Source organism: Jeotgalibacillus salarius, assembly GCF_004405125.1.
GTDB classification, from domain to species: domain Bacteria; phylum Bacillota; class Bacilli; order Bacillales; family Jeotgalibacillaceae; genus Jeotgalibacillus; species Jeotgalibacillus salarius.
Genome location: NZ_SORX01000002.1, coordinates 326707 through 342110 on the forward strand (window position 1 = coordinate 326707; position 15404 = coordinate 342110).

The window sequence follows — 15404 nt, forward strand, 5'->3', positions numbered from 1 at the left end:
TTGAAGCTAGTATGTCTATAGCTGAAAAAATTAAACAAAAAACTCTCCAAAAATGGAGAGTTTTTTGTTTGGAGTAATATATTGTCATTACCTATGGTGAAATTCGACTTATTTACCGATAAACATCTGAGTCCAGTAGTTACCGTTTTCAACATGTCCAACACCAATATGTGTATATGATGTGCTTAAAATGTTTTGTCTGTGACCTTCGCTATCCATCCATGCTTGTACGACCTGTTCAGGCGTTCGCTGACCCATTGCAATATTTTCTCCTGCAGAACGGTAGTCAATACCGTATGATTTCATCATATCAAATGGAGAACCATACGTCGGGCTTGTGTGTGAGAAATATTGATTTCTTGCCATATCGGCAGACTTTTCTTCCGCTACCGCAGACAGGTCAACATCCGCTTTTAGCGCAGGCAAACCATATTTACTTCTTTCCTGGTTCGTTAATTCAACTACTTGTGCTTCAAAATTGCCAAGCTCCTGTTGAACAGCAGGTGTGCCAGTTTCTTCGACTGCTGTGTCAGCTTGTGTATTCTCTTCTTCTGTTTGTTCTGGAACATTTACTTCCTCACTGTCTGGAGTTGTTGCTTCAGGTGAAGGTTCAACTGGAGTCACTTCTTCCGCTTCTGGTGCTTCAGCTGGTGTGCTCTCTTTTTCAGGTACCTTTACACTGTCATCTGACTCTTTAGGTGTTACTTCGGGTGAAGTTTCAACCGGTGCGGCTTCTTCCTGCTTCAATACTTCCCCATTATGGTATATATAAATCTTTTGATCTTGCACTTTTATATTATGCTGCTTCATAAAATCCTCAAAGAAGTCATAATAAGAGAATTTTTCCCAATGTGCACTGGCAGTTCCTGCTGGAACCTGAAACAGTGAGAAAATAATTGCTGCTGATACTAATACTTTACCAAACATAATATCCCTCCAAAAATGTTTTGTCTCTCGACACAATCATCTTACCATCAGATCAGCTGTAACAATTACGGAAGCAAATGGAAGTCTAGTGTTAAAAGAAGAATCTTCCAAATTATCAAATCCATATTCTATTGTTTTCAGATAAAACCTTGTGAAGTAAAGGTTTTTAAAAAAACAGCCTGATTAGCATCTTATGGTAAGATTGCTATCCAGGCCGTATTAGCGGAAATCATTACATATATAATATGATTGACAAGATCATTGATCTACGTTTATTTAACGTTTATGACGTATTCTTTTCAATTGTTAAAATTCTGTTGAAAAAGCATGTCCAAATAATCAATCAGTACATATTGTTCTTCTTCATTAAGATCAGATTGCCTGATCAGCTGAATAGTAATTTGATATTTTTCTTCAGGCCTCCTTCTCACACGCGGATGAGTGTTCTCATCGTTCCACTCACTGATAATGGTCTTTTCCATATGTTCAAATGTTTTAAACGTCCTATTTGACCAAAGAGAAGAATACAGAGTGAACAATGAAAGCTTATTCATCAATTTTCTAGTGCCCTTAAACCATTTTCTATTTGAACTTTATCTAAATTTTCTCCAATAACAACAAAATTTGGTGTCATTTTGATATCCTGTTCAAAAAACAGTGGCATTCCATATGAATACTGGACCAATGTCGGATAATACTCATCTTTGAAAGGAATAAAACCCTTCATCCGGTAAACATAAGAAGATTGATCTCTCATCCACTCTTCAAAAGCTGCCCGATCAATTTTATTTGAGAATGTATAAACGACTACTGATAAATCAAGTTCCTGGTTAACCCTGACTTTAGAGGCACCGCTTTGATCCTTAATAGTCAGCTGTTTAAGAGTCTCCTGATCTATTTTTGCCTGCTGGGTCAATAAAATTTTTGAGGAACTGATCGATTGAATTTCATTTAATATATATGGAATTCTATTCTCTGAAATTAAATCTGTCTTATTTAATAGAATCAGACCTGCGAATTTAATCTGTTCTCTTAAGAGCTGTAAAGCCTGAATAGAGAGCTGGTCTCTTTTTTCCCATTGAAGCGCATCAACAGTCGTTATAATGCCTTTAAAATCAAATTTATCGGCAAACAATGGAGATAAAACTGAATCAACTACTTCTACGGGATGAGCAACGCCTGTCGTTTCGATTATCAGTGTGTCAAAGCCACCATTGAATAAAAGCTGCTGCAGCTGACTTTCTAATTTGTCCTGAATGGTACAGCAAATACAGCCATCTAAAAGCTCTGCTAAAGGGATATCTTTATCCATTTCTTCAGAGTCGATCGAGACTTTTCCGGCTTCATTCATCAATACTGCAGGTGTCCTGCCTTCCTCTTTTTCAAATTGAATCAATCTTTTTAATAAAGTTGTTTTTCCGCTGCCTAGAAAACCTGATAATAAGTATACTGGAATTTTTTTGTTCATCTAATCATCCCTTCAAAAAAACCTGGCCATTGATGGCCAGGTTTTTAAAGTTTTTCACTTACTTTTTAGGAAGCTTCATCTGTTTGGATATTCGCTTCTTCAATCAAATACTCGATTGCACTGTTAACCTGAGGATCTTCCTCTTCCAATTGCTCGCGTAAGCTAAGCATGATAGAAGAAGATGTTTCAGCATTAATTATACCGGTTACTTCCAGCTCATTCTCTTCCTGATACGTCTCAACTGCGTTGACTGTATCTTCGTCGAATAATCCATCAATGTTACCGGGATTTAATCCAAGCGCTTTTAACATCTGTTCTGCAGTTTTCACTTCTTCTGAAAGCATTGATTCTTCCAGCGCTGTATCGATATTTAAATAAGGTAAGCTTGCATAATCCGGCATGTCCACTTCAGTGGTCGGAGCAACACCATCTTCATGAACCCAATTATCATTTGGAGTTAACCAACGTGCTGTTGTAATTTTCATATTAGAAGAATCCGTAAAATCTTCTGCAGTCTGAACGGTACCTTTACCGAAAGTATTTTTACCGAATAAAGGAATGTCTGCTGTTTCATTTACCGCGGCTGCTACAATTTCTGAAGCACTTGCACTTCCTTCATCAATGATTACTGCAGTTGGCACTTCTACTTTATCGCCTTCCTGTGCAGCAATCACCTGCTTTTCGCCATTCTTTTCTTCTATTTGAACAATTGTCTCACCTGCGGGCACAAATAGATTAGCTACAGAAATCGCCTGAGGTAACAGTCCACCCGGGTTTTGTCTGAGATCTAAAACAAGTGCTTCCATACCCTGTGATTCTAAGTCCTGCAGTGCTTCAGTCAGCTCATCAAAAGACGTTTCTGAAAAACTTGTCAATTGAACTGTTGCGACATTTTGATCGTCAATTTCATAATAAACAGTTTCTAATGGAATATCGTCTCTGGTAATTGTCAGGTCAATTGTTTCCTGAACGCCAGGACGCTGAATCGTCAGAGTAACCTCAGTACCTTTTTCTCCCCTGATCAGCATGACTGCTTCAGAGGCGCTCATACCCTGAATACTTTCTCCGTCAACAGCAAGAATCTTATCATTAGGTAATACACCAGCTCTTTCTGCCGGGGATCCTTTAATTGGCGAAACAATCGTTATGAGTTCATTCATTGATTGAATCTCTGCCCCGATTCCTTGAAAACTTGAAGTAATATTCTCATTAAATTGAGCTGTTTCTTCCTGATTCATATAATCTGAATATGGGTCGCCAAGTGAATCTACCATCCCATTAATGGCACCATTAATCAGGTCGTCTTCATTAAACTCAAGGAAGTAATCTTCCTGAATCGAATCATATGCTTCATAAAGTTTATTAAATTCAGTTCGTTCCTGCACTCCTACCGTAACTGCTTTTTCATCCCCAAATGATAATGCAAAAATAGAGATTCCTGCAGTTGCTAAGACAGTGAAGAATAGCAGCATCACGAAATGAAATTTTTTTATGTTTACATAGTTAGACAATGTTTCTTTTGCTTCTTCTTTCGTTACATCTTGATGCTCGTTATCCATTTTTTCACCACTTTCTGATCAAACCGCCTATTTTATCTTAACAGCTTTATGTATTCAGTAAAAGCAAAATATAAACTTTCAAAAATATGTCGAAATTAGATTCCTTGTATTTTGAATAGGGAAATAAAACCGGCTGCGCCATTGCACAGCCGGTAAAAGTTTATTCTGCGATTGCAGCGTCTAATGCAACAACAATCATATCGTTAAACGTTACCTGACGTTCTTCAGAAGATGTAGCTTCACCAGTCAGGATGTGATCACTTACAGTAAGTACCGAAAGTGCTTTTCTATTGTGCTTAGCAGCAAGCGTATAAAGAGCTGATGTTTCCATTTCAATTGCTAAAATACCGTATTGTGCCCATTTTTCATGTTCTGCGTTATCATCATAAAAAATATCAGCAGTAAATACGTTACCCACTTTAAGATTAAGGCCTTTTTCAGAACCTGCATCAAAAGCATTTTTTAGTAAACCAAAATCAGCTGCTGGTGCATAATCAACACCTTTAAACGTTCTTTGATTCATATTGTTGTCAGTTGAAGCAGTCATTGCAAGAATGACGTCACGTACTTTAACATCCTTTTGAATAGCGCCACAAGTACCTACACGAATCAGGTTTTTAACTCCATACTCTTCAATCAGCTCATTTGCATAGATCGAAATTGAAGGTACACCCATTCCAGTACCTTGTACTGAAATTTTATGTCCCTTATATGTACCTGTGTAACCGAACATATTTCTCACTTCGTTATAGCATGTTACGTCCTCAAGAAAAGTTTCTGCTATATATTTGGCTCTTAATGGGTCACCAGGTAATAATACAGTTTCAGCGATATCGCCTTTTTTTGCACCAATATGAATACTCATGTTATTTCCTCCCTATCCTTTATGAAGCCTTATTGTAGCCTTTTTTATTCTACATTTCAACTTTTTATTATGATTCGGAGTTGCTACTAAGTTTTTTTCTACTTAATAACTGTTCGATATTCTTCCCACAAATCATCAAAGACCACAGCCAGGGAAAAATAATCATCTGTCGTTTCGATGTACTGACTAATTTCGTTGTAATCGCTTGATCTTCTCGGAAAACTGTTATCTTCGTATATTTTATTTGCCAATGTTTCTTTGTTATTTCTTGGTGCAGGTTCTCTGTATTTTAATACAAAATGATAAAACGTTCTCACCTATCTCCCTCCTATTCGTCATGGAATCTGCTAGTCTATTCTATTAATCGGTATTTAACATGTATGGTTAAGTCGAAACAAGTATGATCCCGCCAATTCACTTAAAAAAGCTGTTCCCCATAAATTGAGGAACAGCCTGTACCTTATTTAGATGAAACGGTCAAAACTGTGTCCTGACCAGCCTGGACAGTATCTACTGAATGCTTTTCGATACCTGCCAGGTCATCACCATTCGTAATAATCACCGGTGTAATAATACTTTTAGCTTCTGAACGTACTAGTTCAAGATCAAATGTAACGAGCGGATCGCCAGCATTTACTTTCGAACCTTCAGTCACATGCGCTTCAAACCCTTTTCCATCCATCGAAACAGTTTCCAGTCCGATATGAATCAGAATTTCTGCTCCATTTTTGGCTTTCAAACCGATTGCATGCTTTGTTGGAAATACCTGAACCACTTCCCCGTCAATTGGAGATACGACTTTTCCATCGGTTGGTTCAACTGCTACGCCGTCTCCCATCATTTTCTGAGAAAATACAGGATCCGGCACCTCTTCTAGGGATAAAAGATTACCTGTAATCGGAGACTTAATTTCAACGTCTATTGGTGCTTCTTCTTTTTTACCAAATAATTTTTTTAACATCTAATCACTCTCCTCATGTATATATAGACAAAATACCTTCCCACTAAACTTTCGCATAAAGCAGTCTATCAAATTGTTCATATATTCACAAGTATTATTCCTCAAAAAGGTTTTTATATTCTCCGTATCCTTCTTTCTCCAGATCATGAACCGGAACAAATTTCATTGCTGCAGAATTGATGCAATATCTTAAACCGTCAGGACCGGGTCCATCGTTAAAAACGTGACCTAAATGTGAATCAGCTTCATTTGATCTGACCTCAGTCCGAACCATAAAATGACTCGTATCTTTTTTTTCTCTAATGTCATTCAGGTCAATTGGTTTTGTAAAGCTCGGCCAGCCACAACCTGCATCGTATTTATCTTTTGAACTGAATAATGGTTTACCGGATATGATATCTACATAGATGCCATCATTGAATTCATCCCAGTATTCATTCTTAAAAGGAGGTTCTGTTCCATTGTTTTGAGTGACTTCAAGCTGCATTTTATTTAATTCGTTTAGTTTTTTCTTCATTGATTAAATCTCTCCTTATTGTGCTCTACCATTCTTTTTCTACCCGATCCAGTATAGTAAGCCTGGTAGTGACCTGGATTTTTACTGTAATAATTTTGGTGAGATTCTTCGGCAGGGTAAAATTCAGATGCAGAAAAAATATCAGTTACAATCGGCTTGTTATATTTTCCACTTTGTTCAAGTTCATTTTTTGAAGCTTCTGCAAGTAATCTTTGTTTCTCAGTGTGAACATATATTGCTGTTTTATAAGATTCTCCCCGGTCAAAAAATTGTCCACCTTCATCTGTTGGATCAATTTGTACCCAAAAAATCTCCAATAGCTTTTCGTATGAATAAACCTGTGGATCGAAAATAATTTGCACAGCTTCACGATGTCCAGTAGTTTCACTGCAAACTTCTTTATACGTCGGATTTTCTGTATGACCGCCAGTATATCCTGAGGTTACAGAATGTATGCCGGGTTCCTGATCAAATGGTTTTACCATGCACCAGAAGCACCCTCCTGCAAAAGTTGCTTTTTCATAGTTAGTCACTTATGATCACTCCTATTATTGTGGTACATAAATTGAAAATGAAATTTCATCTTCTTCCAGATTAAATTGATTAGTCTTCACATTTAATCCTTGTGCAACATCGATTTCAGTAACTTGAACCACAATCTGTTGGTTTTGAGGCTCCATCACAACCCATTCTGGGAATTCATATGAATCGTCAATAAATTTTAAAACACTGGATACTGGAAGATCAATTGCGCCAAGCGAAAGGCTTTCTTGAGTTAATAGTAAATTCCCATTTTCAAGGGCATTAGCTTCAAAAGACATTTGAAAGTCTATACTCGTACTGAAGATTGGAATTTCTCCATTAAGCTTAACACGTTCATCAAATAATACTGAATAATCGATGGACCCACCCAGTTCTTCTTGGATAAACCTGTTAGCTACAATAGTTAAATCTTCTCTATTTGTTATGACTTCAAATTCAGCTCTTGATTCAGGGGGAGCAGCAGGCGTTGCATTCGCCTGTTCCCCATCTACCGGCCTAAACAATAAGAATACAAAAACGGCTGCACCTGCTAATACAAGTAATAGCAGGCTAAAAAACAAAACTTTCCAAAGATTTTTCATGTTATTCATCTCCTTGACTGCTGTCCGCATCTAATACCTCCAAGACGCCCATCTCTATTCTTTCAGCGATTAATGAATATCCTTCATCATTCGGATGAAAATAATCAGTATGCAATAAGTTCTGGTCAGACTGTCTGAATATATCGGCTACATCAACATAATTAGTTTGATCATAATCGTTTATTATGTTTTTACCTGAATCGTTCCAAGTATCAACAATCATTTTCATTTCTTTTACGTCTGCTGAAAAAATAAAAAATGGATTATATATGCCCATAAGAACAATTGATATTTCGGGATTGATTTCTCTTATGTTTGATAGTATTTCAGTAAGATTTTCTTCATAGCTCAGTCTTGCGCCTTCAAAATTTTCAAAAGTTAATGAAGGAAAAGTTGATTTCACAACTTTCATCACGTCATTACCACCAATTGTAATGATCGCAACATCAGATGCAGCAATCGCATTTTGAATATCATTTTCTTTGTCAATTCTTGATAAAAGCTGATCTGAGCGGTTCCCTCTTTTACCAAAATTAAGGATGTCAACTTCTCCTATATTTTTTTTACTTTCAAGGCGTGTCTCTAATAAAGGGACATACCCCCCGGATTTTTGGCTGTCCCCTACACCCTGGGTCAACGAATCTCCTAAAGACACAATTTTAAGTGGTTGCGGAAAAAATTCATCGTCGGGCATAATTTTGTCATCCAGTTTTATTTCTCTTACATTCTGTTCAGACGACACATTATTGCATCCGGATATTAATAAAAAAACAACGCTGAAGATTACAAAAATCTTTTTATTCATCATATACACCTGCCTCATACTCTACTCACATTATATCACTACAAAAACAGGTTCAAACAATTCGCACTCACTTGAACTGTTAAAAAACTGTGCCCGCCTTCCGGACACAGTTCATATTGAACAATATTAAGTTTTGATGATAAAAGATTACATTTATTCAAAATAAAACATAAAACCAATAGCACCTTTACCGGTATGAGTTGAAATGACCGGTGTAGTTTCACTGACAAATGGATCTTGACTAATTTTACTTTTCACCTTTTCAACCAGTGGCATGCCGTCTGCATGGACAATGCTGACTTCCTTCACTATCTTACCTTGTGTTTCCTGTTCGTATTGAGAACTCAAATACTTTGCAACCTGTGTATGATTCCTGGCTTTTGATACAGGAGTATACTCTCCGCCAGCGAGTGAAGCAATAGGCTTGATATTTAGAAGTGATCCTAAAAACGCTCTGCCTTTCCCTATTCTTCCTCCCTTCACCAGGTTATCCAATGTATCGACTACAACATAGAGTGAAGAATTCTCTTTTACTTTTTTCACTATTTCCAGGATTTCCTCCACTGACTTCCCCTGAGCGGCTGCTTCTGCTGCTTCTAAAACCTGATAGGAAAGCGCTCTTGAAATAAAACCTGAGTCAATCACAGTTACTTTCGTATCTGTTAATTCTGCTGCACTTTCCGCAGACCTGACAGTCCCACTCATCTTTCCGGTCATATGAATGGAAATCACCTCGGAACCATCTTCACTAAGCTGATCGTAAACCTCTTTGAATGCTCCTGCTGAAGGCTGAGAACTTTTAGGTAATTCTTTAGAATTCGCCATCTTCTTCATAAATTCTGAAGGTGAGATTTCAAACCTGTCCAAATAGGATTCACCATCAATTAATAAAGTTAACGGAACGACTGTAATACCATACTTTTCTATTTCATCATTAGTTAAATCTGAAGTTGTATCAGTTACAATTTTAATCATCAAATTACCCCTCATCCATTGATATCTTAAGTATTATTATACAAACTATTAGTTGAATATCCTAATACTTAAAGTATTTTTTATAAATTAGTGACAATTGTCATATCGAGTTGATGCGAAGCGATTTTAAACACTATTTTACAGAAACAATATTTATAATTAACTTTAGTAAAACCATTTGTCATTGATTGAATATTATTATAGAAGTACAATAACATAAACAGTTACATTCGAGGTGAGAAAGATATTGGATACTTTTGACTTTAAAGACCAGAGAGAAGAATTTTGGAATGCAATTACACATGGAGCAGCTTTTTTGCTGTCAATCCCTGCTCTCGTAATGATTATTTTAGCAGCTGTTGAAAGAGGTACGGCCTGGCACATCGTCAGTTTTGCGATTTTCGGTTCAACGATGCTCATACTTTATTTATGCTCAACATTATTACACAGTGTACGCTCAGAGAAATTAAAGCGTTTGTTCGCCATTATGGACCATTCAGCCATTTACCTCCTGATTGCAGGAACCTACACACCTTTCGTACTCGTTACGATTCGTGACCCGCTCGGCTGGACGATTTTCGGTCTGGTATGGGGCTTAGCTGCAGCCGGTATTGTTTTTAAATGCTACTTTGTTGACCGCTACCAGATTATTTCAACACTGTTTTATGTATTAATGGGCTGGTTAATTATTATTGCGGCAGTGCCCTTATACAATGAACTTTCTCCTGCAGGGTTTGGATTACTCCTTACCGGCGGATTATTTTATTCAATCGGTGCCATATTCTATGTGTGGAGAAAACTGCCTTACAATCATGCGATTTGGCATTTATTCGTTATAGCAGGCAGTGCTTTTATGTATTTCTGCGTATACTTTTATGCTTAAAAAAATCTCCGGAATTGCGAAAAAAGTCTTGAAATTTGACTTTTGAAGCATTTTCCGGAGGTTTTTTTATGTTCTTTCATAAATTCTATACTCATACGTGTAAGGATTCTTTTCGTTTTTTTCACCTTTCACATTTGAAATCAATTCCCACTCATCATCTGAGTAATCCGGAAAATAAGTGTCACCATCAAATTTTTCGTGAATGAGTGTAATGTATAACCTATCTGCTTTTGCAAGCGCCATCTTATAAATTTCACCGCCGCCGATCACAAAGCCTTCATCGGCCTCATTCAGCAGTTTTAATCCATCTTCTAATTCAGAAACAACTATTGCTCCCTCATGACTCCAATCACTGTTCCTGGTCAGAACAATATTTTTCCTGTTTTTTAATGGACCGTTCATTGATTCAAACGTTTTTCGGCCCATCAGAATACTGTGACCAGACGTAGTCTTTTGAAAATATTTCAAATCATCCGGCAAATGCCAGGGCATTTCACCATCTTTGCCTATGACTCTGTTTAAATCGTGTGCGCTGATCATTGAAATCATATTTTTCCTCCTTATACGGCTACTGGCGCTTTAATGGCTGGATGCGGATTGTAGTTTTTAATTTTTATATCCTCAGGTTCCAGATCGAAAATTGACTTGTCATCAGTGATACTAAGAGATGGCAATTTTTTGAAATCCCTTTTGAGCTGTGTTTGTACCTGATCGATATGATTGGAATAGATATGTGCATCACCAATTGTATGAATAAATTCTCCAGGCTCTAATCCGCATTCATTCGCGACAAGATGAGTCAGCAGCGCATAGCTGGCGATATTAAATGGGATACCAAGAAATAAATCCCCGCTTCTTTGATACAATTGACAAGATAATTTACCATTTGCAACATAAAATTGAAATAAAGTATGACATGGAGGCAGTGCCATTGTTGGAACATCTTCAGGGTTCCATGCACTTACTATATGTCTTCTCGAATCAGGAGAATGTTTAATAGATGATATCACTTCCCGAAGTTGATCAATCGTTTCCCCATTCGATTTATTCCATTCGCGCCACTGTTTTCCATAAACAGACCCTAAATCTCCAAACCTGTTTGCAAATTGTTCATCATTTAATACATTTTTCTGAAAAATATTCATTTGTTCTTTATACATTTCTTTGAACTCTTCATCTTTCAAGCTCCGCAAACCAAAATCAGTCATATCCGGACCGTTGTAAACATCGGATTCCACCCATTTTTTAAAAGCCCACTCATCCCAAATATGGTTATTATGTTTTAAAAGATACTTAATATTCGTATCTCCTTTAATAAACCACAGCAATTCACTGACAATGAGTTTAAATGGCACTTTTTTTGTCGTGACAAGCGGAAAGCCTTCCTGAAGATTAAACCTCATTTGATGTCCGAATGAACTAAATGTGCCTGTACCGGTTCTGTCACTTTTTTCAGTGCCACTTTTTAGTACATGTTCCAGTAATTCATGATACTGTTTCATCTGAAAGCTCTCCTTTAATTTAAGCTCTGTTAAAGGTGGCTGTTGATTTCCGCTGCTGGGGGAACGCTTTCCGCAGGTGCGCCGTTTTATGGCGCCACCCTCGCCTCCTCGCGTACCGCGCTGCGGGGTCTCACCTGTCACGCTTATCCTGCTGGAGTCGTCCCCCTTCCGCTGCAATCACCATCTGTGCTAAAACAACATTGGACTTTAACATAGCTTTTATTTAAATAGCTCAGTAAAATTTGCTATTGATTTTGCTTCGGCCTGGCGCAAGGGGTCAACGCCTTACGCTACAATCACCAACAGTGCATAGACAACACCGGAATATAGTATCGTCATGAATATAAACAAAAAGCTGGCATTGGCCAGCTTTTTATTATTCAGCAAATTGTAAGTATACGAAGTATGCAAGCATTAATAGAAATCCGAGTCCGATCATAATTTCTTCCACAGCATTTACCCCCTAAGGAAAATATTTAGAAATCTAGAGCTTTTCTTTTCGTATTCTAGTATAATTGATTTAACTTTAGTAGTCCATCGCAGAACTTGATTTAGCGAATTCTTTATTGAAAGGAAAAGTGAAATGCCTAACTGGATTAAAAAATCATTCGTCGTTTTTATATCAATCCTTACTTTCGGACTGATATCTCCACAGGATTTACTTGCCTGGAATACACAAAAATCAGAAAACCACGAACTCTCAACAGATATGCTGGAAATCACCACGATTCCTGCACTAAACAGAGAACAATCAGCAGAACAATTAATTGCGCAAGCCAGGGAAATTACAGCTACGAAACTGGGTGACAGAATTCTTCCAAGAATTGAAACTGATTTTGAATCAGAAGTGCTGCCGAAAATAGAAGAAATCATTTTGGATCTTGTACATACATATCCTGAAGAAGAAATTGCTGATTTAGCCATATCTCCTGTAATTGGCAAGGGTGAAGGGGAAAGAATTTTTCATATTATGGATTTGAAATCCAATGATGAAATTTTATATTTTCATGTAAGAAAAGACCGCCCTCCCCTCGAAGGCTATACATTTAACTTCCACTATCACACTGCAGAAGATGGTTTTGAAACTCACCATGAACTGGCAGATGTTTACTGGGGTAAAGATACCCCGGCAAAGTTTGGATCAGAACAAATACATTAACTTTTAAAAGAGGATGGGACATAAGCTGTCTCATCCTCTTACTCGTTTCGCTGCGCTTCAGGCGGACGCTTTCCGCGCGGCCGGCGGTGAGCCTCCTCACCGCTTCGCGCCTGCGGGGTCTCACCTGTCCGTCTCCTCGCGCTGGAGTCACGCATTACGCTCCGCTACACTTAGATTTTAATATAAATATTGTTTAACTCAACAAAAAAGTTTGTTTTTGTCTCAGCCTCTTTTTTATTTTACTGATATCACACCGTAATGCTGTTTTGTTGAAGGTCTGATGATTCGTTCAAAGCCGAGCTGATGAAATCGATTTGACCGGAAATGATCTTTTAACACAACAGTTTTTCTTGCAACCCTAACTGCCTCCTGAACGCTATCATATAGGTGTCCATCGTCGTAATCAGCTAATTCCCTCATGTGCGAAAGCCCTTCAGATTGTATTGCTTCATGAAACATCGGGTCAAAATAAACGACATCAAAGCTGTCACTAAGACAGTTTTTCAAATAGGAGTCTGCATGCTCATTATGTATATTTATTTTACGCATGGCAGCATTAATATCATCAATTTTATGCTGAAAGCACTTTAAACCCTGAGCAGTTATAAATGCAATTTCTCTTTTCGATTCAATTGCCGTTACTGGCTGATTGCAAAACCAGGATGCAACGAGTGCATCTGACGCCAAACCTGCCGTACAGTCCAGAAAACGATCTTCAGGCAAAAGATCCGCTGCTTCTATGAGCGGATCTTTTTCACCTTTGATCATTCTTTTAATTCTGAATGATGCTGAATTAGGATGATAAAAAAATGGATCACTGGATTCCATCGTATATAGTTCAAATCTATTTTCACCGGCAACAAGAATTAAGTCTTTAAACTGCTCCTGCAATTGTTTTATAGATCTCTTATCTCTTTCTATAAATATCGCATCAGAAAAAAATTGTTGCGCTTTGACTACATTCAGATACGTGATTTCTCCGGGTCTTCCGGACGTAGTAATGATCACAGCTGATCCCTTAGCAATATTTATCCATTGCAGTTTTTAAGTTATCTACAATTTCTTCTACATCATGGTCTTCAATTTCTTCCCGTGGAATAAAATGTGCTACTTCATTATCTTTTAATAATACAATTGAAGGTGAAGATGGTTCAAAGTCAGGAAATTGTGCGCGCATTTTAGCAGTCGCTTCTTTGTCCTGTCCTGCAAAAACTGTCACCAGATGATCAGGTTCTTTGTCATGTGTAATCAGTGCCTGTGTGACTGCAGGTCGTGCAAGACCTGCTGCACATCCACAGACAGAGTTAATGACCACAAGAGAAGTACCTTTTGATTCTTCCATAAATGACTCAACTTCTTCAGCAGTTCTGAGTTCCTGAAACCCTGCTTGTGTGAGTTCCTGTCTCATCGGTTTTACTAATTGTCGCATATATTCTTCATAAGCCATCGACATTAATTTATTCCTCCATTCTCTGATTTCTTGCCTCGGTCATTTGTTTCCACACAGATCCTTTAGCTTCCTGCCCGCCTGCAATCCGCTCGATAGCCATTTTAATTTGAAGTTTTACTTCAAATTCAGGATCTTCTTCTGCTTCTTTTAATGTCTGAAGTGATTGTTCAGTACCAGCTTCATATAAAAACATTGCAGCTCTCCAGCGAACGAGTTTATTCTTATCGCCCAGAGCTTTCATCATTTCTCTTTCAGCTGCAGGGAAACCTAAGTCGGATAAACAGTCCCCAGCAGTTCTTCTGACAGACGCATTTCTATCGGTTAACCCTTTGTAAAGTGAAGGAAGCACTTCTTCATTTTCGATCATTCCCAGATAAATAACAGCAAGTCTTCTGACTGAAACTTTTTCATCTTCAAGTGCAACATTCAGCATTGGAATATCATCAACAGATGGTTCAGGTATCTGTTCCAGCAGCTGATATCTTTCCTGCCAGCTGTCACACGCTTTTAACATTTCTACAGTTACTTTCTTCAGTTCTCTCGTTTGAACAGGTGCGCTGCCGGCTTCCCTTGAAGCTTCTACAATTGCCTGCACCCTGCTAGATGGATAGGAAGCAAGAATCTCTTCTGACACTTCATTTGCGATTTTATCCAGATCTCCATATCTTACACCAAAGTCTTTCCATTTCCTTTGAAGTACTACATTGTCACCTTCTAATTGCGCGTTACTCATAGCCTGAGCAAAATAATCAGGCAATCCATATCTTTTTTCTTCATCTCCACTCAGCAGTTTGATCTGCAAAGGAATACCTTTAAATTGAAGCACTTGAACATTTACCTCGCCGTAATGCTCATCGACAGTTTGTTCCTTTGTTTCATTCTCCGCATCCTCACCGAATACAGAGCGCACCTCTGGCAAGACAGCTTCCCAGTCTGCCTTTGGATGTCTTTCAACAGCAAGGAAATCAGCCACGTGGTAGATCCCTTTTACACCATCTATCTCCAGAAGTTGCTTAATTTTATCAGGTGCCTGTTCAGCATCATCTTTTTTGTAATTATTACTCTTACCGCCTGCTAATGCCTCGTCCACAATGACCTTCATTGTATTCGGACTTGGTGTTGGTTCTATAGAAAGTATTTTCAACTTTACCCCTCCGATTATGTCCAAATCTAGTTGCATTGTATCACAATAGAATTTTCACTTGAAGA

The 15404-nt window shown here is 37.9% G+C and carries 19 protein-coding genes; 2 read left to right on the plus strand and 17 right to left on the minus strand.

The genetic code is table 11. The features are described from left to right. Window positions 1-108: 108 nt before the first annotated feature. From E2626_RS04135 to E2626_RS04190, 12 genes are all read right to left on the minus strand, one after another. Window positions 109-927: a CAP domain-containing protein gene (locus E2626_RS04135; RefSeq protein ID WP_134379971.1), complete on the minus strand. Its 819-nt coding sequence runs from the start codon at window positions 925-927 to the stop codon at window positions 109-111. A 299-nt stretch (window positions 928-1226) separates the two neighbouring features. Beyond that, window positions 1227-1481 carry a hypothetical protein gene (locus E2626_RS04140; protein WP_166786732.1) on the minus strand — a complete coding sequence of 85 codons (255 nt, stop codon included), beginning with the start codon at window positions 1479-1481 and terminating at the stop codon, window positions 1227-1229. Beyond that, entirely contained in the window at window positions 1481-2395 is a 915-nt protein-coding gene (locus E2626_RS04145; RefSeq protein WP_134379975.1) for a CobW family GTP-binding protein, read from the minus strand. The genes E2626_RS04140 and E2626_RS04145 overlap by 1 nt, the downstream gene beginning before the upstream one ends. Before the next feature lie 65 nt (window positions 2396-2460). Further along, complete coding sequence (locus tag E2626_RS04150) at window positions 2461-3954, minus strand: S41 family peptidase (RefSeq protein ID WP_134379977.1); 1494 nt, start codon at window positions 3952-3954, stop codon at window positions 2461-2463. A gap of 160 nt (window positions 3955-4114) precedes the next feature. After that, the gene (gene deoD / locus E2626_RS04155; RefSeq protein WP_134379979.1) at window positions 4115-4819 is read right to left on the minus strand and encodes a purine-nucleoside phosphorylase; all 705 of its coding nucleotides are present in this window, start codon (window positions 4817-4819) and stop codon (window positions 4115-4117) included. A 98-nt stretch (window positions 4820-4917) separates the two neighbouring features. Next, window positions 4918-5136 (minus strand): YozE family protein, encoded by a 219-nt coding sequence (locus E2626_RS04160; RefSeq protein ID WP_134379981.1) that lies wholly within the window; start codon window positions 5134-5136, stop codon window positions 4918-4920. 143 nt (window positions 5137-5279) lie between these two features. Continuing rightward, window positions 5280-5780: a PTS sugar transporter subunit IIA gene (locus tag E2626_RS04165; RefSeq protein ID WP_134379983.1), complete on the minus strand. Its 501-nt coding sequence runs from the start codon at window positions 5778-5780 to the stop codon at window positions 5280-5282. 94 nt (window positions 5781-5874) lie between these two features. Then, on the minus strand, window positions 5875-6297 hold the full coding sequence (gene msrB / locus E2626_RS04170; RefSeq protein WP_134379985.1) for a peptide-methionine (R)-S-oxide reductase MsrB: 423 nt from the start codon (window positions 6295-6297) through the stop codon (window positions 5875-5877). Beyond that, a complete protein-coding gene (gene msrA, locus E2626_RS04175; protein WP_134380373.1) occupies window positions 6294-6782 on the minus strand; it encodes a peptide-methionine (S)-S-oxide reductase MsrA in 489 nt (162 codons plus the stop codon). Before msrA ends, msrB begins: the two co-directional genes overlap by 4 nt. Before the next feature lie 63 nt (window positions 6783-6845). After that, entirely contained in the window at window positions 6846-7421 is a 576-nt protein-coding gene (locus tag E2626_RS04180; RefSeq protein ID WP_166786733.1) for a YpmS family protein, read from the minus strand. A 1-nt stretch (window position 7422) separates the two neighbouring features. Continuing rightward, window positions 7423-8226, minus strand: coding sequence for an SGNH/GDSL hydrolase family protein (locus E2626_RS04185; protein WP_166786734.1), 804 nt, complete (start codon window positions 8224-8226; stop codon window positions 7423-7425). A gap of 153 nt (window positions 8227-8379) precedes the next feature. Next, on the minus strand, window positions 8380-9201 hold the full coding sequence (locus E2626_RS04190; RefSeq protein ID WP_244094238.1) for a DegV family protein: 822 nt from the start codon (window positions 9199-9201) through the stop codon (window positions 8380-8382). A gap of 244 nt (window positions 9202-9445) precedes the next feature. Between E2626_RS04190 and trhA the strand changes: the two genes are divergently transcribed. Next, on the plus strand, window positions 9446-10084 hold the full coding sequence (trhA, locus tag E2626_RS04195; protein WP_208528126.1) for a PAQR family membrane homeostasis protein TrhA: 639 nt from the start codon (window positions 9446-9448) through the stop codon (window positions 10082-10084). A 66-nt stretch (window positions 10085-10150) separates the two neighbouring features. Here the strand turns inward: trhA and E2626_RS04200 are convergent, their stop codons facing one another. Beyond that, the gene (locus E2626_RS04200; protein ID WP_134379995.1) at window positions 10151-10633 is read right to left on the minus strand and encodes a dihydrofolate reductase; all 483 of its coding nucleotides are present in this window, start codon (window positions 10631-10633) and stop codon (window positions 10151-10153) included. A gap of 11 nt (window positions 10634-10644) precedes the next feature. Next, window positions 10645-11586: a thymidylate synthase gene (locus tag E2626_RS04205; protein WP_134379997.1), complete on the minus strand. Its 942-nt coding sequence runs from the start codon at window positions 11584-11586 to the stop codon at window positions 10645-10647. Window positions 11587-12169: 583 nt separating this feature from the next. On the opposite strand from E2626_RS04205, the gene E2626_RS04210 reads away from it, so the two are divergent. After that, on the plus strand, window positions 12170-12745 hold the full coding sequence (locus tag E2626_RS04210; protein WP_134379999.1) for a YpjP family protein: 576 nt from the start codon (window positions 12170-12172) through the stop codon (window positions 12743-12745). Between the two features lie 234 nt (window positions 12746-12979). Here the strand turns inward: E2626_RS04210 and E2626_RS04215 are convergent, their stop codons facing one another. The 3 genes from E2626_RS04215 to E2626_RS04225 are packed head-to-tail and all read right to left on the minus strand — an operon-like array spanning window position 12980 to window position 15339. Further along, complete coding sequence (locus tag E2626_RS04215) at window positions 12980-13753, minus strand: class I SAM-dependent methyltransferase (protein WP_166786735.1); 774 nt, start codon at window positions 13751-13753, stop codon at window positions 12980-12982. A 10-nt stretch (window positions 13754-13763) separates the two neighbouring features. Further along, a complete protein-coding gene (locus E2626_RS04220) occupies window positions 13764-14198 on the minus strand; it encodes a BrxA/BrxB family bacilliredoxin (protein ID WP_134380003.1) in 435 nt (144 codons plus the stop codon). A gap of 4 nt (window positions 14199-14202) precedes the next feature. Further along, the gene (locus E2626_RS04225) at window positions 14203-15339 is read right to left on the minus strand and encodes a conserved virulence factor C family protein (RefSeq protein WP_134380005.1); all 1137 of its coding nucleotides are present in this window, start codon (window positions 15337-15339) and stop codon (window positions 14203-14205) included. Window positions 15340-15404 lie beyond the last annotated feature (65 nt).